Origin of the sequence: Pedobacter africanus (assembly GCF_900176535.1) — a bacterium.
In the GTDB taxonomy this organism is placed as follows: Bacteria; Bacteroidota; Bacteroidia; order Sphingobacteriales; family Sphingobacteriaceae; genus Pedobacter; species Pedobacter africanus.
In genome coordinates this window covers 34,036-58,250 of record NZ_FWXT01000006.1, presented here as the reverse complement: position 1 = coordinate 58,250, position 24,215 = coordinate 34,036, and the positions used below count along the sequence as shown (strand labels likewise).

At 46.1% G+C, this 24,215-nt stretch carries 20 protein-coding genes; 1 reads left to right on the top strand and 19 read right to left on the bottom strand.

Features of this window, described 5'->3' with window-relative positions:
* Window positions 1-34: 34 nt before the first annotated feature.
* The 4 genes from B9A91_RS23685 to B9A91_RS23670 all read right to left on the bottom strand — a co-directional run bounded on the left by B9A91_RS23685 (window position 35) and on the right by B9A91_RS23670 (window position 6,554).
* Window positions 35-1,078 carry a hypothetical protein gene (locus tag B9A91_RS23685; RefSeq protein WP_084241552.1) on the bottom strand — a complete coding sequence of 348 codons (1,044 nt, stop codon included), beginning with the start codon at window positions 1,076-1,078 and terminating at the stop codon, window positions 35-37.
* Between the two features lie 234 nt (window positions 1,079-1,312).
* A complete protein-coding gene (locus tag B9A91_RS23680) occupies window positions 1,313-1,897 on the bottom strand; it encodes an RNA polymerase sigma factor (protein ID WP_084241551.1) in 585 nt (194 codons plus the stop codon).
* 85 nt (window positions 1,898-1,982) lie between these two features.
* Window positions 1,983-5,393 carry a SusC/RagA family TonB-linked outer membrane protein gene (locus B9A91_RS23675; RefSeq protein ID WP_084241550.1) on the bottom strand — a complete coding sequence of 1,137 codons (3,411 nt, stop codon included), beginning with the start codon at window positions 5,391-5,393 and terminating at the stop codon, window positions 1,983-1,985.
* A 12-nt stretch (window positions 5,394-5,405) separates the two neighbouring features.
* Window positions 5,406-6,554 carry a FecR family protein gene (locus tag B9A91_RS23670; RefSeq protein ID WP_084241549.1) on the bottom strand — a complete coding sequence of 383 codons (1,149 nt, stop codon included), beginning with the start codon at window positions 6,552-6,554 and terminating at the stop codon, window positions 5,406-5,408.
* Window positions 6,555-6,678: 124 nt separating this feature from the next.
* Here B9A91_RS23670 and ettA point away from each other — a divergent pair, with 124 nt between their 5' ends.
* Window positions 6,679-8,355 (top strand): energy-dependent translational throttle protein EttA, encoded by a 1,677-nt coding sequence (ettA, locus tag B9A91_RS23665; protein ID WP_084241548.1) that lies wholly within the window; start codon window positions 6,679-6,681, stop codon window positions 8,353-8,355.
* Between the two features lie 303 nt (window positions 8,356-8,658).
* Here the strand turns inward: ettA and B9A91_RS23655 are convergent, their stop codons facing one another.
* The 15 genes from B9A91_RS23655 to B9A91_RS23585 form a co-directional block, all read right to left on the bottom strand.
* Window positions 8,659-9,813 (bottom strand): type II secretion system F family protein, encoded by a 1,155-nt coding sequence (locus B9A91_RS23655; protein WP_084241546.1) that lies wholly within the window; start codon window positions 9,811-9,813, stop codon window positions 8,659-8,661.
* Window positions 9,814-9,816: 3 nt separating this feature from the next.
* The gene (locus tag B9A91_RS23650; protein WP_084241545.1) at window positions 9,817-10,290 is read right to left on the bottom strand and encodes a prepilin-type N-terminal cleavage/methylation domain-containing protein; all 474 of its coding nucleotides are present in this window, start codon (window positions 10,288-10,290) and stop codon (window positions 9,817-9,819) included.
* Entirely contained in the window at window positions 10,277-10,645 is a 369-nt protein-coding gene (locus tag B9A91_RS23645; RefSeq protein ID WP_084241544.1) for a hypothetical protein, read from the bottom strand. Before B9A91_RS23645 ends, B9A91_RS23650 begins: the two co-directional genes overlap by 14 nt.
* A complete protein-coding gene (locus tag B9A91_RS23640) occupies window positions 10,630-11,880 on the bottom strand; it encodes a hypothetical protein (protein WP_084241543.1) in 1,251 nt (416 codons plus the stop codon). Before B9A91_RS23640 ends, B9A91_RS23645 begins: the two co-directional genes overlap by 16 nt.
* On the bottom strand, window positions 11,877-12,410 hold the full coding sequence (locus tag B9A91_RS23635; RefSeq protein ID WP_144009042.1) for a toxin-antitoxin system YwqK family antitoxin: 534 nt from the start codon (window positions 12,408-12,410) through the stop codon (window positions 11,877-11,879). Before B9A91_RS23635 ends, B9A91_RS23640 begins: the two co-directional genes overlap by 4 nt.
* Window positions 12,407-12,901, bottom strand: a complete 495-nt coding sequence (locus B9A91_RS23630) for a hypothetical protein (protein ID WP_084241541.1) — start codon at window positions 12,899-12,901, stop codon at window positions 12,407-12,409. Before B9A91_RS23630 ends, B9A91_RS23635 begins: the two co-directional genes overlap by 4 nt.
* 1 nt (window position 12,902) lies before the next feature.
* A complete protein-coding gene (locus tag B9A91_RS23625) occupies window positions 12,903-13,856 on the bottom strand; it encodes a fibronectin type III domain-containing protein (protein WP_084241540.1) in 954 nt (317 codons plus the stop codon).
* Between the two features lie 15 nt (window positions 13,857-13,871).
* Window positions 13,872-14,390, bottom strand: a complete 519-nt coding sequence (locus B9A91_RS23620; RefSeq protein WP_084241539.1) for a hypothetical protein — start codon at window positions 14,388-14,390, stop codon at window positions 13,872-13,874.
* Window positions 14,380-15,489 carry a hypothetical protein gene (locus B9A91_RS23615; protein ID WP_084241538.1) on the bottom strand — a complete coding sequence of 370 codons (1,110 nt, stop codon included), beginning with the start codon at window positions 15,487-15,489 and terminating at the stop codon, window positions 14,380-14,382. The genes B9A91_RS23620 and B9A91_RS23615 overlap by 11 nt, the downstream gene beginning before the upstream one ends.
* 1 nt (window position 15,490) lies before the next feature.
* The gene (locus B9A91_RS23610; protein ID WP_084241537.1) at window positions 15,491-17,443 is read right to left on the bottom strand and encodes a secretin and TonB N-terminal domain-containing protein; all 1,953 of its coding nucleotides are present in this window, start codon (window positions 17,441-17,443) and stop codon (window positions 15,491-15,493) included.
* Between the two features lies 1 nt (window position 17,444).
* On the bottom strand, window positions 17,445-18,875 hold the full coding sequence (locus B9A91_RS23605; protein ID WP_084241536.1) for a GspE/PulE family protein: 1,431 nt from the start codon (window positions 18,873-18,875) through the stop codon (window positions 17,445-17,447).
* Complete coding sequence (locus tag B9A91_RS23600; RefSeq protein ID WP_144009041.1) at window positions 18,862-19,377, bottom strand: hypothetical protein; 516 nt, start codon at window positions 19,375-19,377, stop codon at window positions 18,862-18,864. The genes B9A91_RS23605 and B9A91_RS23600 overlap by 14 nt, the downstream gene beginning before the upstream one ends.
* A gap of 12 nt (window positions 19,378-19,389) precedes the next feature.
* Window positions 19,390-19,797: a type IV pilin protein gene (locus tag B9A91_RS23595; RefSeq protein ID WP_084241534.1), complete on the bottom strand. Its 408-nt coding sequence runs from the start codon at window positions 19,795-19,797 to the stop codon at window positions 19,390-19,392.
* Between the two features lie 304 nt (window positions 19,798-20,101).
* On the bottom strand, window positions 20,102-20,512 hold the full coding sequence (locus tag B9A91_RS23590) for a hypothetical protein (RefSeq protein ID WP_084241533.1): 411 nt from the start codon (window positions 20,510-20,512) through the stop codon (window positions 20,102-20,104).
* 1 nt (window position 20,513) lies between these two features.
* On the bottom strand, window positions 20,514-24,185 hold the full coding sequence (locus B9A91_RS23585; RefSeq protein WP_084241532.1) for an RHS repeat domain-containing protein: 3,672 nt from the start codon (window positions 24,183-24,185) through the stop codon (window positions 20,514-20,516).
* Window positions 24,186-24,215: the final 30 nt, after the last annotated feature.

Genomic DNA, 24,215 nt, shown 5'->3' with positions numbered 1-24,215 from the left:
TTAGGTTAAAAAGCTGGTTAAGATGCCTTTGTTGTTATTGAAAATATTCCTTAAGCTGGTATTGATAACCAGCCGACCCGGGCTCATCCTGCTGTTCAATTCCTACAAAACCCCTCATATTGCCGTTATCATCAATAATCTGCTGAAAAGCATAAGGATGTAAATTACGGTTGTAGGTAGGAAACTCATCGTTAGTAGGCAGGCAGGCACAAAAATGGTTGTAAACCATACTTCGGCCGTTGTTGTTACTGGCAAGATGATATATGATGCCGTTCCTGCTGGTTGTACAGCCATCATTGCATACATCATCAGAGCTGGGCAACAGCGCATGCAGGGTATTGCCATTGGCAGACGCGGTAAAAGGAGACAGATTTAATTTATCAGCCTTCCATGCACCGGCCCCTATCGTGTCTATATAGATAGTGGTCCCATTTTTAGACCAAACAGCGATCCTAAAACCACGATAAAGCACACGGGGCACTTGTGCAATTGTTTTAAAGGTACTCCATGAGGCATTGCTGCCGTAGCCCCTGCCATGGGTAAGGCCGTAATTGGAACTTCTGAGCGATACTTTTGCACTAAAGGCATCAGGATTGCTTACATTCCAGCTTTCGGTTACCCCTGCCCAGGGTGCATCCCAGGCAATGGAAAGTATACCTGTAGTGGCATTGTAAGTATATACACCTGTCCGGCCAAAATACTGGCCCGCGGGTAGCATCCAGCCTGCAGGCGTATAGGGATTGGCGGTCTTGCTGATGCCCTCAAAAGTGCAGGTATGTGCATTAAACAATGTTTTGCCCTTTTCATCTGCCGTATTCCAATCCCAATAAGTGGCAGCCACAGTTCCGGCACCAGGATTAAATGTCCAGTTGCAAATTCTCACAACGGTTTCTCCGGAAAGGTCCATATTGCCCACTACCGCTGAAAAACGGGCTTTACCACCGGGCAGGTCCTGGGCTGCAGCCACTAAGGCTTCGGTACTGCTTTGCTTCCGCTGCACACTTTCAGGATCATCGGCAACAGGCGCCTTACTTTTTGTACAGGATAGAGATAAGAGCGAAAAAACTAAAAAAATCATTGTGTACATCAAAGTACAGGGGGTTAGGTTTTGCTTTTTCATCGTGGTGGTTATTTCTGTTTAGTTTGTTTGGCAGTAAGACCTGCGGCCGCATTGTACCTGAATTTTAGCCACACCGCATGCTGTCCGGCAAACCAAAATCCAGATCAGCGCTAACCCGCAGGTTTTACTGACTTATTAATAATAAAACAGTTAGCCTTGCGCCTGGTAGTAGACCGGCACTTCAGAATTTTATTATTGAAAGAAAATAAAGAGGAGCACAACCCTGGTCAGCACATCCAGTTTCAGCTTGATCATCCTTATGGCATAACCAATCTGCTTCTTTACCGTTTTATCGGAAATATCCAGTTCGTCTGCAATTTCCTTATGGGAAAGGTATTGTTTGCGGCTCAGTTCAAACACCTGGCGCATTTTATAGGGAAGGGCCTGAATTTCTTTTTCAACGATCAGCAGCAGCTCTTTTTCATCTATCCGCTCTATGGTGCCGTTACTGGCCTCCTCGGCAAAGGCGGCTAATCCGCTTAAATAATCCCGGCGCACTTTCCTTTGCTGTATCAGGTTAATGATCTTGTTCCTGGCGGTGATGTACAGGTAACCGGAAAGGTTGTTGTTAAAAGGAATACTGGCTGCCCTGGCCCATACCGAAGCAAAAAGTTCCTGCACCAGGTCTTTGGCATCGTCCTCATCCCCCAGCATTTTTAATGCATGAAAATACATAGTCTTCCAATACCGTTCGTAGATTTCAGCGAAAGCGGCACGGTCTCCTGATTTTAAGCAATCCAGCAGTTCCCGATCAGTATATGATTTGTAGGCCAGCATGAGGTTCTGTTGTTACGAATATACTACAGAAATATTTAATATACAACAATTGTTTACGTCACCGAAGCTATAAATCTATAAAAGATCAGAAGACAATATTCAGCCCCAGCGCATAGAATTTATTTTGCGGAGAGTATACCCCTGTTAATGCCCCATTGGTACCCGGCGCATCCGGATTATTGGAACCGATATACTCCGGATCTATGTGGTATTTTTTCATGCCCGAAAAAGTAAGCAGGTTGGAGCCGCTTAAAAATACACGCAATGCCGTTACCCTGAGCTTTTGTAGCAGGGGCTTCGGAAAATTATAGCCCAGCTCTATTGCCCTTAACCTCAGGTAAGCTGCGTTCAGCTTATGAAAAGTAGAAGCCTGGCGCGTTTGAGGTGCAGCACCCACCATCAGCAAGGGGTATTTTGCACTCGCCCGCGTATCCAGGCCGCGCTCCGGATCGTAAACCCAGCGTTCGGCCATCTGGTAAGGCTGTACATTGTTTGCAAATTCGTACCGTATGGCTCCCGAAGGCCTGTAGGCTACATTCGATGCGCCATACCAGCTGGCAGACAGGTACAGGCCCTTATAGTCCAGCCCCATATTCATTCCATAAGTTATTTCGGGTGTCTCGGTATAACCCTGGTATGCCATGTCGTCGCTATTGATCAGCTTATCTCCGTTCAGGTCGGCAAACATCAGCTCCCCCGCCCTGGTTACCCCTACCGGTTTGGGCACATCGGGGTTCAGCAGATCTTCTTCACTGTAAAACCTGCCCGTCCAGGTGTACAAACTTTCCGTACCAATCGGGTGGCCGGTAGCATACTGCCATGCATATTTCTGGCTTGCCTCACCCCGGTAAACAATCTTATTGCGCACAAAAGTATAATTTCCCCCGATGTTGTAGACAAGCCCCCCTACCTGGTCAGCGTAGCCTAATGAAAACTCTATCCCTTTATTGTCTACCTTGCCAATATTCAGCGCAGGGAGCCGGGAAGTAGTCAGCCCGGTATACATTGGAAAATCCGCCCGCTGGGTAAGGATATCGTTCCGCTTTTCATAAAATACATCGCCCGTAAAACTCAAACGGCTGTTAAATAATTTCAGATCCAGCCCCAGATTGGTTTTCCGCGCCGTTTCCCAGGTTACCTGGTCGTTTCCCAACGTGCCTTCCACCAAACCAATCTGTTGCGAGCCCGCACCCATTCCCAGGTTATAGTATCCATTCACCGTATTGTCTGAGCCGGGAATTGGCAAAGGGGCCGTAAAATTATATTGGTAAAAGTACTGCAGACCGCCATTCAGCCGGTCGTTGCCAACCTCTCCATAGGAAGCCCTCAACTTCATAAAACTGATGAATTTAAGGTTTCTTTTCAGGAAATGCTCTTCCGAAAGCACCCATCCCAATGCTCCCGCCGGGAACAGGGCGTAACGTCGGGCTTTATTAAACGCATCTGAGCCATTGTAGCCCAGGTTCCCTTCGGCCAGGTATTTATTTTTATAGGCGTAAGTAACACGCCCCGCTATTCCCTGGAAATAACGGGGCAATGCGGCCTGCAGCTCATTGGTCGATTGTGTAAAAACACCCATGGCACTAAGGTGGTGGTTGGCTGCAATGACCTTATCGTAATTCAGGGCCATTTCAATCTGCTGGGTACGGCCAAAATCCTGAAATTGGCCACTTACAATGCTGTACCAGGGCAATATTGCCGGCTTTTCCAGGGTATAAACCCCATTAAGGGGATTGTAGCTAAAAATGCCCGGGCTCCGGTTCAGCTGCTTGGTGGAGCCATTACTGTAACTTAAGCCATATAAAGCCCTGAACCACAACCCAGGGGTAAGAAAATCAAGTTTCTGGTTTAAGGTAAAATTCGATTCTATGGAGTTGGAAAGCCGCCTGATGAAGCCCCCGTCATACAAATCTGCCAGTGTGTTCCAGGTGGGGATGGCCCCGAGTCCGGCGCTGTAAGACCCATCGGGATTGTAAAGCTGCCCTTCAATGGGCTTTCTGGCTACAATATCGCCCCAGGCTACCCCGTTTATCCGCTGTCCGCTGCTTTCGGCCTTAATGGGTGTATTCAGATCGTTCAGCCGCCCATTTAATTTGACACCTAGTTCCGTACTTTTGGTAATTGTAAAATCCAGGTTCGAACGCAGGTTATAACGCCGGTAATTGTAGTCTGTATTGTTTGTTTTGCTGCCCACAAAAATGCCACCCGATTGGTTGTATTCTCCGCTGATGTAATACCTTACCCTTGCCGTACCCCCCGATATGCTGGCCACATGCTGCTGTTCCATAAAATGGTCTTTCATCAACACATCGGCCCAGTTGATATCTGAATGCCCTAAAGGGTCTTTACCGTTACGGTACAGTTCCAGATCTTCAGCCGTATACAGTTCAGGCAAATCAGCATTCCTCAGCGCCTCGTTGTACAAGCTTGCATAATCATATGCGCCCAGAAACTTCGGGAAATCCAATGGCTGCATCCGCCTGAACTGACTGCTCGCACTCAACTTAGGTTTGCCCGGCTCACCCCTCCTGGTGGTAATCAGAATTACCCCATTACCTCCTCTCACACCGTATATCGCTGTAGCAGAGGCATCTTTCAAAACGGTAAACTGCTCAATGTCTTCCGGGTTCATCCGCGAAAGCGATCCCTCCACCCCGTCAATCAACACTAGCGCAGCCTGGGCATTCAGGGTAGATTTACCACGGATATAGATCTGCGCATCATCCAGACTCCCGTTTGAATAGCGGTTTTGCACTCCGCCTATAGCCCCATCACCCATCCGGGTAATCAATCCGGGCATACTTCCCCCAAGCGCATTGCTCAGATTAGAGGGCGCTGCCCTTCTCAGCTCGCGCAGGTTGATATTGGAAATGGCGCCCACCACACTTGCCTTTTTCTGAATTCCGTAGCCCACTACCTGGAGCTCGTCTATAGCCGCTGCATCCTCTGCCAACGTTACATTTAGCTGTGTGCGTCCGTTTATGCTCAGTTTTCTGGCGGTAAAGCCCACAAAAGAAAACACCAGCACAGCCTTTGCGTCTGGAACCCTCAGGCTATACTCACCGGCAGGGCCGGCAATGGTCCCTATATTGGTATTTTCAATACGGATGGTAGCTCCCGACAGGGCCAGTCCTTTGTTATCGCTTACCGTCCCTTCCACCCTTAATGACAAATTCTGCTGTTTTGCGGCAGCAAGCCCCGCAGCCTGTTTTTCTTTCCTTACCAGAATATTGTGTTCCACAATTTTAAAGGTATAGGGCAGATCTTTAAAACAAAGCTGTAGCGCCTCGGCAATACTCAGGTCTTTAACCTTTATATCAATCCTGATTTCCGGAAGCTCCTGATCTGTATACAGGAACACGTAGCCGGTCTGCTTTTCTATCACCTGAAAAACCTGGGCCAGCCTGATGTCCTTTTTATCCAGCGTAACCTGGGCATGGGCCTCAATGCCTATCTGAACAAGAGCTATGGTTATCAGCAAAACGATTAGTTTCATAGCCCCGGTTATTTATTTGATCACAATGGTATTTTTGCCTTTTTCTTTCCTGGTATCCACAAGTTTGTAATCCACATTGAAATAACTCAATGCCTCCAGCATTTTCAATATGTCAACATTCCGGTACATTTTGCCAGAGAAGGCCATTTTCTGAACATTTCCCTGATATTCCACCTCCACATCGTACCACCTCGAAACCTGTCGCATCACTGTCCTGATGTCTGCATCTTTAAAATAGAAATAGCCTTTTTTCCAGGCTACGGCCTCTTCCGGGTCCACCATCTTTATTGCTATTTTGCCGTTAAGCGCCTGGGCCTGTTCCCCGGGTCTCAAAATACCTTCGGTCTTATCGGTTGAAACCTTTACACTCCCTTCCAGCAACGTGGTATTTACGCTGGCCTCATCGGGGTAAGCCATCACATTAAAATGCGTACCCAATACACGGACATTTGTCTTTCCGGCGGCTACGTTAAAGGGTTTGGCCCTGTTTACCGCAACCTCAAAATATGCTTCCCCGGTCAACTCCACATTTCTTTGAGCAGCATCGAAACTTGTGGGAAACCGTATGGATGAGGCCGCATTCAGCCAAACTATCGTCCCGTCTGGAAGCACCACCCGGTACTGTCCGCCTTTTGGCGTGCTGATGGTATTGTATTTCGGAATGGCATTGCTGGTTTTACTATCCTTTACCGAAGCTTTGTAGTTCAGCTGCCCTTCATCTACCTTGCTGATCAGGGTATTGCCCTCTGTAGCCAGTGTACCTTTGGCCGCCTGGCCTAAAATAATTCTGGAGCCATCGGCCAGAACCAATATGGCCTCATTCCTCCCCGGCAGCTGATCTGCCCCTGTTTGCCCTGCAGCAATAAATGAGGGTTCAGGACGCAGCGTATAAAAATAAAACCCGGCACCCATCAGCATAAACAGCAGTGAAGCAGCAGCAATCCACAATTTAAACCGGGGTTTTCTTTCTTCGGCAGCAAGTCCGGGCTCCTGCAGCCCTGTCCAAATCTCTGCTTTGGTCTGGTCCAGATCATTTACAATAGGCTCAGGCTGTGCTGCCGATTCTTTTGCATACCAACGCTCTACTATGGCTTTTTCTTCGGGTGTACATAAATTTGCAGCATATTTATCTAACAACTCCTGCGCTTCTTTCTTATTCATTAATTGTTTACGTAATGTAATAGTTAATAACAGCTAGGTATGCCCCTGGTAGTAGATGATTTTAAAAAAAACTTAAGCCCAAGATACAAATTGTATTCAGATTAGCTTTCTTATCTTTGCCCTCATGGACGAAAAGATCATATTCTCAATGGCTGGGGTAAATAAGATTTACCCACCTCAAAAACAAGTTTTAAAAAACATTTACCTGTCCTTTTTCTATGGCGCCAAAATTGGCGTTATCGGTTTAAACGGATCGGGTAAATCCTCTCTTTTAAAAATTATAGCCGGTCTTGACAAATCCTTCCAGGGAGAAGTAGTTTTCTCACCGGGCTACAGTGTAGGCTACCTGGCCCAGGAACCGGAGCTTGATGAAAATAAAACCGTAAAAGAGGTGGTAGAAGAAGGCGTAGCCGAAATTACCGCTATCCTTAAAGAATACGAAGCAGTGAATGAAGCGTTCGGACTGGAGGAAAATTACTCCGATCCGGATAAAATGGATAAATTAATGGCCCGCCAGGGTGAGCTGCAGGATAAGATCGATGCAGTTAATGCCTGGGAGCTGGACAGCAAACTGGAACGTGCCATGGATGCCCTGCGCTGTCCTGATCCGGAAACCAAAATATCGGTACTATCCGGAGGTGAGCGCCGCCGTGTGGCCATGTGCCGCTTGCTGTTGCAGGAACCAGATGTATTGCTGCTGGATGAGCCTACCAACCACCTTGATGCAGAGAGCATCGACTGGCTGGAGCAATTTTTACAGAACTATAAAGGAACTGTTATTGCCGTTACGCACGACAGGTACTTCCTGGATAACGTAGCCGGATGGATCCTGGAGCTCGACCGTGGCGAAGGTATTCCATGGAAAGGCAATTATTCTTCATGGTTAGACCAGAAGGCCAAGCGCCTGGCACAGGAAGAAAAGACAGAGAGCAAACGTCAGAAAACGCTGGAGCGCGAGCTGGAGTGGGTGCGTATGGCCCCTAAAGCCCGTCATGCCAAGTCTAAAGCCCGCTTGTCTAATTACGATAAACTTGCTTCCGAGGATACTAAGGAAAGGGAAGATAAACTAGAGCTGTTTATTCCTGCAGGCCCACGCCTGGGTAATGTGGTAATTGAAGCCAATAATGTAACCAAAGCCTATGGCGATAAACTGTTGTTCGAAAACCTGAGTTTCTCTTTACCTCCTGCAGGTATAGTAGGTATTATCGGGCCAAATGGTGCAGGTAAAACCACCCTGTTCCGCTTAATTACCGGCCAGGAAACTGCTGATACGGGTACTTTCCGCGTTGGTGAGACCGTTGCGCTGGGTTATGTAGACCAGATGCACAACGACCTGAACCCCGACAAAACTGTTTACGAGAACATTACCGACGGCTTGGACAACATCCAACTGGGCAATAAGGCTGTAAACGGAAGAGCTTATGTATCCAAATTCAATTTTAACGGAGGCGATCAGCAGAAAAAAGTAGGTATCCTTTCTGGTGGGGAGCGCAACCGGGTACACCTGGCTATCACCTTGAAAAAGGGTGCCAACGTGCTGCTGCTGGATGAGCCTACCAACGATATCGACGTAAACACTTTGCGTGCATTGGAAGAGGCATTGGAGAACTTTGGCGGCTGCGCCGTAGTGATCAGTCACGACCGCTGGTTCCTTGACCGCATCTGTACGCATATCCTTGCCTTTGAAGGCGAATCGCAGGTTTACTTCTTTGAAGGAAACTACAGCGATTACGAAGAAAACCGCAAGAAAAGGCTGGGTGATGTAACACCGCACCGGATTAAATATAAGAAACTGGCTTAATCGACGGTTTGTTAAAGTCGGAACTGACAGATAAGGGTGCTTGGAATTACCAGGCACCCTTATCTCTTTTAGTGGCAAAGCTATGCCTGGCCTGTGCAAAGCCTATGCCAGGCCTGTTGCTACATATCATCTTCAGATCAACTACAGTGTTGGTACACCTCCAACCGAAGCAACCATAAAGTAAATACGACCCAACTATAGAGAAAGTACGGCCCAACAGGCCGGGCACAGGCTGGGCACCGGAAGAGCAGGGCAGAAACATAAGAAAGGTATGACGAAGCAATAAAAAGAGCAATTCCTTCCCTAAAAACTATTACTCATTTCAAACATTGGCAGGTACATCGCCACCAGGATAAAGCCTACAACCAATCCTAAAAAGATGATGATCAGCGGTTCTATCAGTTTGCTCAGCGTGTTGGTCTGGTGCTCGATCTCATCTACATACTGCCCTGCAATGCTTTCAAAAAAGTAATCCAACTTATTGATCTCTTCACCAACCTTAATGAGCTGCACCAGCTTTGGCGGATAAATACTAAAATCGCGCAGGCACTCATGAAGGGCGCGGCCTTCCATAATTCCCTGCTCCACCTTTTTTAACGAAACTTCCAAAGGGTAAAAAACTATCGTCTGGCCCGACATGGCAATGGCCCGCAGCAGGGGGATCCTGGTACTCACCAGCAGGCGCATGGTATTACAAAACCTGGCCAGGTAAATCTTCTTTACCAGCTCGCCCAGCACCGGGATCTTCAGTATCAGTTCGGAAGTAAATTTTCTGAAAGCAGTACGGTTCCTGTTCCGGTATATCAGGTATACCAGCCCCGCCAGCAGCAAAAAGCCGGGAATAAAAAACTGCTCCACAAAATGCGAAAAAGAGATCACCACCTGGGTAATCCAGGGCAGTTTGCCGCCAAAACGCTTAAATACATCGCTAAACATGGGCACAACAAAGCGCAGCATAAAAAACACCGCCCCGGCCGAAGTGCTCAGTACGATGAGCGGATAAGTCAAGGCACCAACAATCTTGCGCTGCTGCGCAATCTTCCGGCGGTAAAACACGGCAAGGTCTTTCATTACCTCGGCCAGGTTGCCGGTCTCTTCCCCAATCTGGATGCTGAAGAAATCGTAGTCGGAAAACTTACCCGAACTCTGCACTGCCAGCGCCATCGACTGGCCTGCAATTACTTTATCTTTTATCTCTTTAATGATCCCTACGTGTTTTTCCTTCACGCTCTCCAGGGTCATCAGGTCCAGGCTGTTCTTCAAATCTATACCCGACTGCAGCAAGGTGCTCAGCTCAAAAAAGAAGCTGTCCTTTTTCTTGTCAGAAAGTTTGCCTGAACCAAAACTGATGTCTTTAGACAGCAGTTCAGTCCAGGAGAAGGAACCTTTAACCGCCTGCTGCTTCGTCTCTTTTTTAACTTTTTTTTGCTGATATCCCGAAATGTCTACCGTTGCCATTGCTTATCTTTTTAACTCAAATAAATCCTTTGCCGAATACTGTTTGCGGACTGTAAACACCGCAGGTTCACCCGCATAGCGAAAACTGAAAACCAGCAAATCCGTTAGGCCGGATTCCTGCACATTTCCTTCAAAACTTGACCTTACCTGTAAGTTGTCTAGCTTAAAAGTATCTACTGCTGCACCTCTGCGCAGTGCATATTCCGATGCGAAAGTATAACTCAATACCGTTTCGCCTTGCGGGTCTTTCAGCAATAGCTCATCATTCCTAACATCCAGCCTGGCGGCCCGTTCCACATCTTTCGATACCACTTTTTTAAACAGCACCAGTTCCGATTGCGCGTAGCTGCCCTTACTGTAGCTGTCGTAAATCCGCATAAAAATACTGCTGGCATAATAAGCCATACCAATCACTATGGCCGCCAGCAGCATACCCAGCACCAGCTCAAAAAGCGTAAAGGCCTTAATCCTTTTCATCCGGCCTCCTTACCATTTTCAACAGGTCCGATAGTTTGTTGCCCGCCAAGTCGTAGCCCTCCACATGCATCACCAGCAAAGCCGGATAGCTGTCATGTGCTTTATACGAAACCTCAAAACGCAGATCCTGCCTGTCTACAGCACCATCTTCAAATTTGCCGCTGCAAACCAGGCTGTCGGCCACAAATCCCTGCTCCAGCTTTGCCCGTAACTTTAAACCCGAATACGTGCTCAGCACCACCTGGTTGTACATTGCAATTCCAGCTGCAAAACTCAGCAGCAGGATCAGCACCGCCACAATGGTTTCTATGATAGAAGAAGCCTTTACCTTTTTTTGAACTACCAAAGCCAGCATAATACTTTATTTTGAAGCGTTTCTTTATTCAATAATTTCGAACTCAGGTAATACCTAGAAAGTGCGGGCCTGTTCAATTGCACATCAATCAGGTAGTTTTCATACAAGGAAGAAGCCGTTCTGGCCATAAAGCGGATTAACGAAACCGAGCCCTGTACGCCCGATTTCTTTCCCAGGTTCAGGTAGCCCTTTACATACACCTCACCTTTTATCTGGGTACCCTCACCAATCACTACCATGGGCATGAGCAGGCTCCGTGTTTTCTCATAGGCCAGCACCTGCCCTGCAATGCTGCAATCTTTGCCAATGTCTATCCTGACCTGGAATTTGGCCGTATCGTTTTTCAATACCAGCAAAGCCGAGGGATAGTCCAGCTGCACCTTGTTGCCTATGGTAATGGAATCAGTAGCAATCACCTGGATATTCCCCTTAAAGCCTTCAGCTATGCGTACATGCGGAGCAATCAGGATCACTTTGTCCAGCTTGGATGCAGCATCCAGTATCAGCGTGGTATCGCAGGAAATCATGACGTTCCCCTTAACAGTAAAGCCCGAAAGGTCTGCATTTTCCACCCCCAAATGGATCTTCCTTACCGGCTTAAAAAAGGAATGCTGCGTACTGTCTTTATCTAACGACCCGGTGACCTTATCGTCGCCCGTCATTTCTTCAATCAAACTTCTGGCCTGCTTCAAAATTGCTGCATCCGGTTCGGGCAGTTCCCTGCCGCTGTCTTTTATGCTACCATAAACCAGGGTTTTATCGGTATAAGTGGCGTTCTCTACATAGGCGGCCTTAATGCCAGACTTGGGCAAAAATGCCGTACCTTTAATCAGCGATTTACCGCTGATAGACAAAGGCCGGTCCTCGTCTGACAGCTCCAGCACTTTTAGCGTATCCTTCATTACCGCGCCAATCAGGAATGCCTTTTGCAGGGTATCCGTTACTTCCCAGGCCTTTACAAGGCCCAGCTCAAAAACGCCCCAGGCCCGTTTGTCCAGCAATACCGAGTCTGCCTCTGCCCCATACAGGCTTGTTTGCAGCAAAGTGTCTGGTTTAAAACTTTCCTCCAGCACTATGGCCATACCCGATGCCAGGTTGGCTTCCAGCCTGTCCCTGCGTTCCTGCTTTTTATTCTCCATACGATAGATATAGCCTACAGACAATACCGATCCGCAGATCAGCACAATCAACATCGAAATGATCAATGAAATGTATAAAGCAGAGGCTTTTATCATTTTTTCTTCTTTTTAAAGAATTGTTTAATACGGGCAATCAGGCTTTTCTCGTGTTTCTTCTTTTCTACCACCACACCGTTCCTGTATTTTAACTTTTGTTTTGCATAGCCCAAATTGTCATACAGTACCGTTTTTCCGTTTTTTAATCCACGGTACCATTGCTGGGTTTCCAGCAATTGCCCATCTGCTGCCCATAGCATCCACTTCCCGTCTTTTAAACCAAATTCATAGCGGCCTTTTTCTTTCAATTGCTTATTTGTAGCATAAAAACTTTCGTATGGCCCATGCAGCAGCCGCCCCGAATAATCGCCCTGGGTATAGCTGATCTGCCCTTTGCCATACCAGGCATACTGCTTTTTATCCGATTTAAAGATCTGGTCGCCTGTCCTGTCCAGACTGGCATAGGCAAAACCGTCGGCATTGCTTACCCTCACCTTGCGTCCCAGGTTGGCAAGCAGGTTTAGTTCCTGCGGCTTACAGGCCGAAAACATCAACATCCCAATAGTCAAAATTCTATGTAGCTTCCTCATTTGTTTATCCTTATAAAACTCGTTTTACCTTTATATTTAACTTTAACAGAATCGCTGGCAATGCCCAGCAATTGCAGCTGGCCTATCGTTTCCCCCTCCTGCACCATCACTTCCTTACCATCCTGGTTCATAATGGCAATCTTCTTTTTGTTCTCTGCGTTCCAGATGAAGCCCAGGTATTTTGCAGTAACGGGCTGTACCACCTGCGGGCTTGCCATAGGTTTTACTACAGGCAAATTACCGGCAGCAGCAACAACCGGGGCTTCCTTAACTGCTACAGCATCAAATGGATCGCCATAGTTCAGCAGCAGCTGAAAGGTATCCGGCTGCAGCACCGGGATATGGGTTTTTACCGTATCGCCCTGCTTTGTCATCACTACAGCGCCCCCTGCTTCATCCCCAACTGCGGCATATACGCGCATAATGATGATGCCCCAGATGCACACCACCAGGAAACCCAATACATATAACAAGGCTTTTTTATTCTTCATGTTACTGCAGGGTAAAGTTCATCTCCTCACTCAGCGGGCCTTCGTTACCGGCTTCATCAAGTGCCGAAACGCGCCAGTATACTTTCTCGCCCGGCTCTCCCAGGTTAAAGGAATAACTGGTACCGTTAACCAGTGCCGGGAATGCAGTGCTGTACACGGTCTTGTCGTTCTTAAACACATACAGCTTATATTTTTTAGCTGTTGCAACGGCCGTCCATTGCAAACTCACAGGCTTGCTTACAGAAACCCCATTACCGGGTGCCACAATGCTTACTTTGGCAGGCGGCGTAATGTCGTAGCTGAGGTTAAAAACGTCTGACCATTTAGATTGAATGGTAGCATTTTCGGCCCTTACCCGCCATTTGAAAGCTCCTTCTTTAGGGAAAGTAAAACCGTAAGACAGCCCGGTCAAAGTACCATTGTAAATCATCTTCGCTTCATCTCCGAAGTTATCGGCATCAATCTGCAAACGGTACAGCTCTGCACCAAACAGGACATTCCATTTTAGCTGAACCGCCTCCTGGTTAGACAGGTAATTGCTGCCGGGCGAGCTGAGGATCACCTTCTGTTCTTCAATAGAAGACTCGTGAATGGTAAAGGCCGCACTGCTATAGGCCGTGTAGCTGCTGCCATTTTCGGCCCTTACCCGCCACTCGTACTTTCCCGGATCGAGCGTTAAATTAAGTTTGTTCAGTCCGTTGAGCAAGGTATCGGCAATCAAGGTGCTGGCAGCAGCAAAATCCGGACTTACCACCTGGAAGCGGTAATACAAGGCATCTTCAACAGGTTCCCACCAAAAACCGACCTGGTATTTACCGGATTCCGACTGGTTGGCCGGGGCCAGCAATACAACCTTGCGTTTTTCCAGCGAAGGCTCAATAAAATCTTTACATGAAATAACCAATGTGGTTACCAGCACTGCAGCAAGGGCAGTCAATATTCTTTTTCTTTCCATAGCATATTTCAATTGTTATTTGGGCATGGCCAGCAGGTCTATATTCAGGATCACCTGCTCTTCCCTTGGCTTTTTTATATAGCTGATGTCGCTCAGGGCACCAATATTTTTCAGATAACTCAGTTCGTGCAGCAGTTTGAGCAGGTTTCCAAATTCACCGCTAAAACCTACAGATTGCTTATAGAACTGCTGTTCATTAAAGTTCACAGGTTTTACAGGTGGGTAGGCGTTGATGCTGCAGCTGTATTTTTGCGACAGGCCCGCACTGTGGTTCCAGAGTACATTTTTCCAGCCCAGCGTGTCTACATTAAAGCGACCGTACAGTTCGTTTACTTTTTTAATGCGGGCCATGGTATAAAGGGGGCTAACACTCAGGTTTTCCATGTTTGCGCCTTGCGCTTTCAGCAACGCATAATCCCGGTAGCTTTCCCAGGTCCTTTTAAAGGCAAGCTGGTATACGCCCAGCAGCAGCAATAGCAGTATGGGCACAATCATTTTCAGCACCAGCGTATAATCCAGCGTTTTATTCTTCATGGTCTTTCAGTTGAACAGCGATGGTAAACTGGCCGTTCCCATCATCCTGGTTTATTTCGTAATTCATTATTTTACAGCCCTCTACCCAGTCTTTGGCCTTTATCGCAAAAATCCAGTTGTTCAGCATACTGGCGTCGGTACAGGAACCCGCTATTTTCAGTGCTTTACAGAGGTATACACTTTCATGCCTGCTGCGGCTCTGCTGCTCATCGGGCGGATTGATGCTGAACTCCTGCAGGCTCATTTTTGCAGGCATGCAGGCCAGGAGCTGATCGGTGATGTAGGCATAGTTTAAGCCACCTGTCCAGCCTGCGGCTTTAATCAGCGTTGTTTTTTTACTGATGTCTTTTTCCTGGCCCCTCAGCTTTCCTATTTCTGCTGAAGTGATGTTGCTGGCTGCCGAAAGGCTTTTAACTTGGCCGCTGTAATAGCTGAACAGCACAAAATTCAAGAGCAGCAACACCAGTAATACCAGTCCGGAAACCATTGCAATCCCCTTCAGCTTTGCTTTGGCCAGGGCCTGTTGCCTGCCAAATACCAGCGGCTGGTGCTCAATTTCTACAGGGCTATCTGCCAGTAGCAACTGAAAAGCTGCCGCATAGGCCAAATGCAATTCAGGTTCGAGCAGCCCTTCTTTGAGTTCCATTGCCCCGTCCAGTACAAAAGCATCCAGACTAAGCGACAATACCCTGAAGCCATTTTCACTGAACTGTGCCAGCACTTCATCTACATCTGAGCGCCTGATGGCCGAAATAAAAGAATACTCCCCGCTGTGGTAGTGCTGAAAATAAAAGTGCTCCGGGTTGGCATTGGGCAAAACCTGGTTCACCACCTGCTGGTCTACGCTTTGCACCTGCGCTATCTTTTTGGTGATCACCCCTTTCCCGGTAAGGCAAAGGGCAATATTACCTGGCTTAAAGTTTTTGGCGAAATGCAAGACGCTCTTCATTCCCTTTTCTTTAGCCCCAAAACTGAGCTGCTGTTTGGCAATGCCGATGGTACAGGCATGCAGCAGCCGCTGCCCCTCCTTTGCCATATGTAACTCCACCCCCGTAATGGTGTTCAGCTTCATCAATGCCTGCAGTTTTTCCTTCAGCATATTATTGATAAATTATGGTTGGTTTGATAAAAACCAGGGTTACTACTTTGGATTTGGTTTGCTCCCTGCTGCTGAAAAGCCATTTCAGGATAGGAATGCGCGACAACAAGGGTACACCGCTTCCGCTGTCCGATTTCTCGGAACGCTCCATCCCGCCAAGCACAATCATGTCTTCGTTGTGCGCCCTGATAATCGATTCAAACTTGCTGGTTGATGTTGGCGGTGGTGCATTGGCCGGTGGGGTACCTATGAAATCCGATATCTCTACCTTTATTTTCAACGTAACCTGGTCGTCGCCTGAAACTACCGGACTAATACCGATGGCTAGGTTTGCATCAACCTTGTTAAACTGCTCGGTAAAAACCGTCTGTGTGTTTACCGATGAGAACACGTTTTGCGTTTTGGTAACGTAGTAACGGGTTGTACCTATACTCAGGTTAGCGGTATGCCCGTTCAGTGTGGCCAGTTTAGGCACCTGCCTGATCTCTATGTTATTATTGGCTTCCAGGGCATTCAGTTTCACATAAAAATTGGGCGTTACCTTGCCAATGTTGAACACGCTGCCCGTGCCTATTTTTCCAAGCAGGTTGTTGATGGATCCGGCCCCCAGGGTCATGTCTACACCGGAAAGCACCGTACCCCTGGTTTTGACTACAGAGTCTGCCAATCCGGCTTCAATACCGGTTTTGGTGGTATGGCCTTTGCGGATGTCGAGCATGGTTACCTCTATCAGTACCATGGGCACCAGCTTATCCAGTTCCCTTACATAACTTTCAATCTCTGCAAGCTGGGGCCCGGAACCCGAAAGCAGCAGGGTATTCTGTTCTTTAAATTCTTTAATGTCTACCCCCTTTTTCCATTCCGAAGGGATCATGTTCATGATGGTATCTACCGCACGGTACTGCAGCTGCAGCACTTTGTTTTTGCGCAGGCCTTCCAGTTTCCTGTCGCCAATAAGGTACACGCCGTTGTCTACCTTATAGGTATAATCGGTACCGTTAAACATGGCCGTCAGGAAGTTATCAAAAGTGATGTTGTTCACTTTGGTGCTGATGCTGCCTTTCAGGTCGGAATACAGGAAAAAGTTGACATTAGTTTCGGCAGCGGCCGATTTCACCAGGTCTATAATGGGTGTGTTTACCGCATCGATGCTCAGGAGTTTGGCACTGCCAGCACCCTTATCGTTGGTAACGCTCTTGCCGGAGAGGTTAAAAGTACCTTTCCCTCCCCCAGCTCCCGCAGCTGATGGTTTCAGGTTTTTGCGTACATCTGTATTTTTATCGGCATTGATAAACACTTCCTCACCTTCCTGCAAACCCTGGAAAACGTAAACATTGTCGCTTGTTTTGGTTAGCTTCAGCTCATTGGCAAAGGCCAGTTTCTCTAAAGCGGTTTCCAGCGGGGCTTCGTTAAAAAACCCGCTCACTACCTTAGCGTTCAACGCTACCGGCACCACTACGTTCTTGCCCGAAAGCTGGCTTACCTTACGGGCTACCATTGCCAGGCTATCGTTATTGAGCTCCATAGACAAAGTGTTTGCCACTGCATTGTATTTCATGGCAATTACCTTAGGCACATAGGGCGCTTTAATTACAGGCGGATTATAGGGCGATACGGTAATGATGGAGCCGATCACATTCACTTCCAGGTTGTAGTTTTTGGCCAGGAACAGGATTACATTCAAGGCGTTCTCATTGGTAAAATTGTTAGACACCTTGATGTTCAGCATCGGGTCTACGTTGATGTTGAGCTGGTTGGCCTGTGCCACGGCCCTCAGGAACTCCTGTATGGAGGCTCCAGAAAGGCCCAGCTGGACCTTTTGCTTTAGCCCCGGCACAAATGCCGAGAGGCCCACCAGTTTCTTTTCCAATGCATCAATACGTTCCTGCTGGTTTTGCTGTGCAGCAAGCAACAAGGGCAGGCAAAAGAAAATGATCAATAATATTCGTTTCATATCAATTCAGTAATAAAGGGTAAACTTCTTCCAGTGAGGTATGGCCCCCGGCAAACAGGGCGAAGGCGTTGGCGGCAATGGTATCAATGCCGCGTTCTTTCAGCAGTTCCTCGGGCTGCTGGTTGCCAGCCTTAATCTGATGGGCCAGTTCCTGATCCAGGGGGATCACTTCATATACAGCCTTACGGCCTTTATACCCGGTAAAATAACATTGGTCGCAGCCTTTGGCCACCCAGTGCTGGTTTACCTCAAAAGGCGGGCTAAAACTTTTAGGGTACAGCTTATGGTCCATTGCCGTTTGCGCGCGGCAATGCGGACAAAGCAAACGCACCAGCCTTTGGGCTACCGAGGTGTTCAGCGTATTGGCCACCAGGAAAGGTGGAATGCCCATGTCCATTAACCGGGATATGGTTCCCCAGGCCGAGTTGGTGTGGATGGTAGACAGCACAAGGTGACCGGTAAGCGCAGCCCGTATCGCCATATTGGCGGTTTCGGGGTCGCGGATCTCCCCTACCATGATCACATCCGGATCCTGCCGCAAAAAGGTGCGGAGTGCCGCAGCAAAGGTTAAGCCGATGTTTTCCTTGAGCTGTACCTGGTTAATGCCATCCAGGGTATACTCAATAGGATCCTCAATGGTCAGGATGTTACGCGTGTTTTTGTTCAGCAGCTTTAAGGTGGCGTAGAGCGTGGTGGTTTTACCAGAACCCGTAGGCCCGCTAATCAGTACAATGCCATTGGGCCGTTTCACCCCTTCCAGGTAGTTGTTCAGGTCCTGCTCGGCAAAGCCCAGGGTAAACAGGTCTATATTGGTGGCATCGTTGTTTAGCAAACGCAGCACTACCTTTTCGCCGTACAGGGTGGGCAGTACCGACACCCGGATGTCGAACTGGTGCTGGCTGGTCTTAAAATTGATCCGGCCATCCTGCGGCAGGCGCTTTTCGGCAATGTCCAGGTTGGCCAATATCTTGATGCGGTTGATGATGGCCGGGTATTCCAGGCGGCTCAGGATGTAGCGTTCTACCAGCATGCCATCTATCCTTATCCTTACGCGGCATTTCTCCTCATAGGTTTCTATATGGATATCACTGCTCTTCAGGCGCTTGGCTTCCGAGATCAGGTTCTCCAGGAAATCGTCTGAAGAGTGATCGTGCTTAAGGCTGCTGGTTTCGGCCTGCTGCTCTTCCCTAATGTAGTACTGATTCAGCAGCCGGGCCATGGTTGCCGGTTCAAGGCCCTGCAGGCTTACGTTTTTTCCGAGCAAAATCTCCAGTTCATCCGTTAGTGCATTTGTGTCCGTTCCCTCTTCACAATACAGGTAAATGGTATCCTTTACCAGTTCACTGGGGAAGATGCGGTAATACCAGGCCTGATCCATGGTAATTTCATGGATCAGGGCCGCATTTATGGTCAGTTCTTTAGCTTCGTTCATAGCTCATTATTAAATCGGGTAAAAGCGTGTTATCGTTCAGGTCTAGGTTAAGCAACCAGCTGATCAGCAACACCGCCAGCAGGGCAAGCCCCTGCAAACCCGCCAGGGGGATGGTAAAATCCTTTGGCTTAAAGGCCAGCAGGTATAAACCGGTGCCTATGCTTATGCTGAGCAGGCTCAGTAAATAGAACAGGAAGAAGTTTAGGGGCGAAAAGAAGAAGGCCAGGCAAAGCAGGAACAGGACATCGCCGACGCCCAGGTGCCTTTGGGTTAGGTTAACCAGGCTGCCGCTCTTTAAAGAAAACCACCCGGTAAGCAGTACAAATACCAGGGCCACAAAGCCGAAGTTTACAAAGCAGCTGTACAGGCTGAACGCAGGGTTGAGCAACAGCAAGCCCAGGGCCAGCGCCGGGAACAGGTACCAGGAGATGGCCCTGAACTTAAAGTCCTGCAGGCCCATAGCTACCAGGATAAGTATCACTACAGCCTTTATCAAAAACATGCTGGTCATGGTTTAGTCCTGTACCGTTTCTTTCAGGTTTTTGTCCTGGTCTATCTCCCATACGTTAAAGGTGCCATCGCCATCAAAATCGACCACTGCTGTTGCACGGATTACGAAGGAGTTGGGTGTCGCCGATACCACTTCCAGGCGGTAATTGGCTTTTCCGTCTTTGCCATCGGTGCTCAGCTTTTCCTGTACATAGCCGATCTCGGCCAGGTCTGTTGAGTATTTAGACTTTTCGTAAAAGAAGGTCTTCTCGAGCTGGTGGGCATGCTGCAGCTGCATCTTGGCTTCCGTGTTTTTTGCCTTGGTGATTAAAGGCATCAGGTTGGGCAAAACCAGCAGGATAAGGATTCCGATGATCACCAGCACCACCAGGATTTCGGTGAGGGTGTAGGCTTTTAATTTGGTACTTTTCATTTTCTATATGATCATTAACAGGTGCTTTATGCATCCTGACTGCGACCAATATAGAATTAGTAAGGGCAACCAGTTTGCCCTTTGTTATTTTGTTAAAAATATTTTTCAACAGTTTTTTGGAGTGAAAAAACAGGTTTTAAATAGGAATAAAGGATGATTTTTTGAAAAAATCGTAGAGATCTTGGGGAAAATCAAAAAAAAGCCGGGGCTAAAAAATTGCCCCGGCCCGTCGTATTTTTGAGTTGCATGGTGTTGGCCTTGCTTGGAAAATCGTAATGCTATATCATCATAGCTTCTAATTCATTTACTCACCTTTGGTATTTTGATCCTTATTAAATTTCTTTTGCATTTCGTCTTCTATTGTTCCCTGCGATTCTAAAAGCTTATCACTTATTTTAAGGTCAAACCCAACTTTTGACATATGCATAAAAAATTCTCTGTCTACTTCAATAGAATAGTTATCTATATAATAATAGTAATAATCTGGCCATATCCATTCACCATCAGTTGAATATCCATCTGGTGCAATGAAAACCTTTTTTATAGGATCTTGGGTATACCCCATCCAACTAAATACGAGTAAACCATTACTGAGATAACTCTTAATCTTCTTTAATGTCTCATGATCATAATCCGCTTTTGATTTAATCATGTCCTCGAAAGAAATTGCTTCTTTTATATTTGTATTTTCTTTAATAAATCCTACATATTTCATATTATTTTATAGTTGTATTATAAAATGTTCTAAAAGTACCGTTATCATAAATTTCATACTCACCTCCTTTCAATATTCTTATCTTATTTGTAGGGGCAATAACTGGTGACTTTAAATATCTCGAAAGCTGATAAGCGGCACCATCACCATAAACACCTGTGTTACAAGATATTAACCTAACTGATGTACCCCGTTCAAAACCTTCTTCAAGCATTTTTCTCGCCAACTGTTTTGGAGTATTAAATACGCCATCTATAATAAATCCATCACCCGTCCCATGTAATAATACCTGATGAAGACCTTCTTCTGGAACCATCCTCGATGCATTCACCATAGTTGCAGCATCCGCTCCAAATACAGTAGAGCCACCCATCCAAGCCCTAGAGCTATTATAAGCTATTCCCAAACCTTTAGCCACCGCTCCACCTATAAACATCTCCTCAAAAAAATAATTTGGCTTTATTCCTCCCCAGCCGTTAACCTGCTTTGTGTACTCATTATAATGACCAACCCTCCAATCTGCTTGTCCTGCCAGAAGTCGATTATAAGCACGATCAATCTGAGATTGTATTTTCGAAGGTAAAATTGTACCACGATCTATCCACTGACTCCTTTCAACTTCATCCAGGGTGTTTTCTCCGTCACCATTCCTGATTCGTTTCGCTCCGTTACTTCCAGAGACATACCATTTGCCGTAGACAAGCTCTTGAAAAGATCCTTCGGCCGCCCGATGAATACCGCCTTGAAAGCCATGTCCTACCCAGGAAAAGAAAGCTCTTATTGGAGAAGCATATCTTCCGTCTGGATCCACATAATTTACCGGATTGTTGTTGGTATAATGGTAAGGATTCAACGATGAGGTTAACTCTGCTGATGGATCGACTACATTCCATCTCGCTATTTCCGGATTATAAAACCGTGCACCATAATCATACTCACCAAGTTCTTCTTGCAAATCCTTGCCGTTGTAAAGATATTTATTTTCCAATGAAACTGGAGAAACAGATGCACGTTTACCAAAGGCATAATAATTATCTTCCTGAATCCGACGCGCTAAACCCGTATTAGGATCTTTATCAAAAGTAACCCGGACATTGCCTAGCTGATCTGTTAAATCGTATTGATACCTGTATGTGTTATCTGATTGCCGAACGGCCCTTCCTACTCCGGTCTTAACGAAATCAATATTGTAGCTACCACTTACATTACCATACTGAATCCCATGAATATATTCATTTAGCCCACTAGCGCCTAGTTTACTAAGCATTTTACCCGACGCATCATATTGATAACTTAAAGACTGGCTACCGCTCACTGTCTTTGGAAGGTCTAATAAATTATAGGCAACATTGATATTTTGTTTAGATCCGTCTATTACAGTATTCCCGTTAAGATCATAAGCATAGTTTATTTGATTTAATCCATTGCCCGAAACAGATTGAAGTTGATTAGTTCCGTTAGTATAGCTATAATTGATTGTGTTATTGTTTCTGATTAGTTTGGAAATATTTCCACCTTTATCATATGATACCTCCTCAGTCATTCCAGGAAAACTTGCCAAAGTGAGCCGATTAATCTTATCATAATCGTAAGAAAACATATTTTCCAAGTTACTTCCCCACCTCATATAACTGATATTTCCATTATATGCTCCGTAATTTCCGTAGGTTCCGTCGTCATCATATATCAACTCCATATTGAACAGACTGCTTGATGAGGTATTTAACCATCCTCTTTGATTATAACCATAGGAGATATTTTGAAGAAAAGTACTCCCGTTATCCTCAGAGTGGAGATATTTATTTTTTAATTGTCCCAAAGTATTGTATTCATTCTTGGCAAGAATGATCTCAGGTCCACCGTTAATTTTTTGCCTTGCACTTAACAAACTCCCTGTATGATCGATATCATACGAATCAACGATATTTAATTTTTCAATACCGTTCACGAAATGTTTCCTGGTCGTGTTCAAAACTTCACCTACGAAATTGTAAGTGTTGGTGGTCTCATCGTAGTTTCCGTCATTTAGTACACTTCCCAAATAATGTTGAGCAAAACTTTTTACTACTCTCGCCTCATCATCGTAATAATTTATGTTCCAAAGCATATGCTCTGGATTATTTAACACAGCTATTCTACTTACGGTGGGCAATCCTTGTATAGATTTCGAATAATTATTTGCCGTTGTAGCAAATTGCACCGGCAAACCAGGAACATCATAATCATCATAATAGCTCTGACTCAAATAATGGGCTATATCAACAGTCCCCGGCAATGTATTACTCGTATAACCAGTTATCGATACTGAGCTTCTTTCCTCAAATAAAGTGCTTTGTGAATTAACTTCTACCTGCAGGGATAAGCGGTTGGCATTTGATGGAGTGCTATATGAATTATCAGCAGTAGTGTTTGGGTCTTTATAGATACCTGTCATAACATTCCGTCCCAGTACATCATGTTTGGAGAAAGACCATTCTTGCGGGCTCTTATTCCTCTGCAGCGCATCCTGCGAAAACACCATTTGATTCAGTGTATTGTACACCATAAACTCCCAACCCTTACCAGGAGTTTTCTTTTCCACTAGCCTATTAAACTCATCATATCTATATTGAAAGCATAAGTTGTCAACCACATTTTGATCTAATGCATTTTCATTATCAGGTTCCGCTTTGGGCGGTATAACAAATTTTAAGTTGTTGAACTCATCATAAACATAATAAGTGGAAAGCATTTCTGTTTTGCCCGTACTTAGCTTATTGTATGCTCGTTTCAGGATCAATCTACCTATCCTGTCCGTATATTCTTCTACAGTTCCCCAGCATCCATCTGCTTCTGCCCAGTTCTCATCTTTATAAATAGTAAGGGTAAGAACCCCTCTCGCATATATCTTAGTCCCATTGATTCTCTGTGGGATTGTGGAATTGGCTGTGCAGGTGTACATCGCAACCTGCCTGCTTCCAACATTTGTATTTGGATCAAAGAAAGTGTGTTCATTGTTCCCGTGATATACTATTTTTTTTGTATGTCCATTTTCAAGTTGCCAGACGTCCCCAACCGCCCCCTGTTCAATTATCCTGCCTAAGGGAGAATTATCTGTCTTGGTTTCTGCAAACGGCCTTCCAGATGCAGTGATGCCTGTAGTATTGGTATAAAAATCCAATTGTGCATTCACCACATTCTGGATATATGCTCCATTATTGTTTGCTGCCACAAAAGGCAGATATTGCTTGGGTGTTTCTCCGAAAACGTTAAATTCCTGAAACTGAACAACATCTTTACCTTCTGAATTTCCCTGAACGTTAACCGATTGTATCTCCCTTCCAAATCCATCCATGTAAGCTACATTCGCACTTACTTCGCAAATGTTCTTTCCTAACATTTCACCTGCAGTTTTTATCCCGGGTACCCGTGCATTTAGCGTTGTAATATAGTTGAGGTTGGTACTCGGATTTAATACTAGTGGAATACAGTTTGCTGCTGTACTTTTAATATAAGCTCTAAAACCGGTGTTCCCGACAACATGAAAACCAGGAAGAAATGTGATGCTTCCAGAAGCTGTGATCTCACTTTCTCCATGATAGCTACTTTTTACCACATGTTGTTGCGCATATAGCCTGAACTGAGTTAGCACTAAAATAACAACAGCAACCAATTTTATTTTTAAATGACTCATAAACTTTACGATAAATTTTATTTAACAATT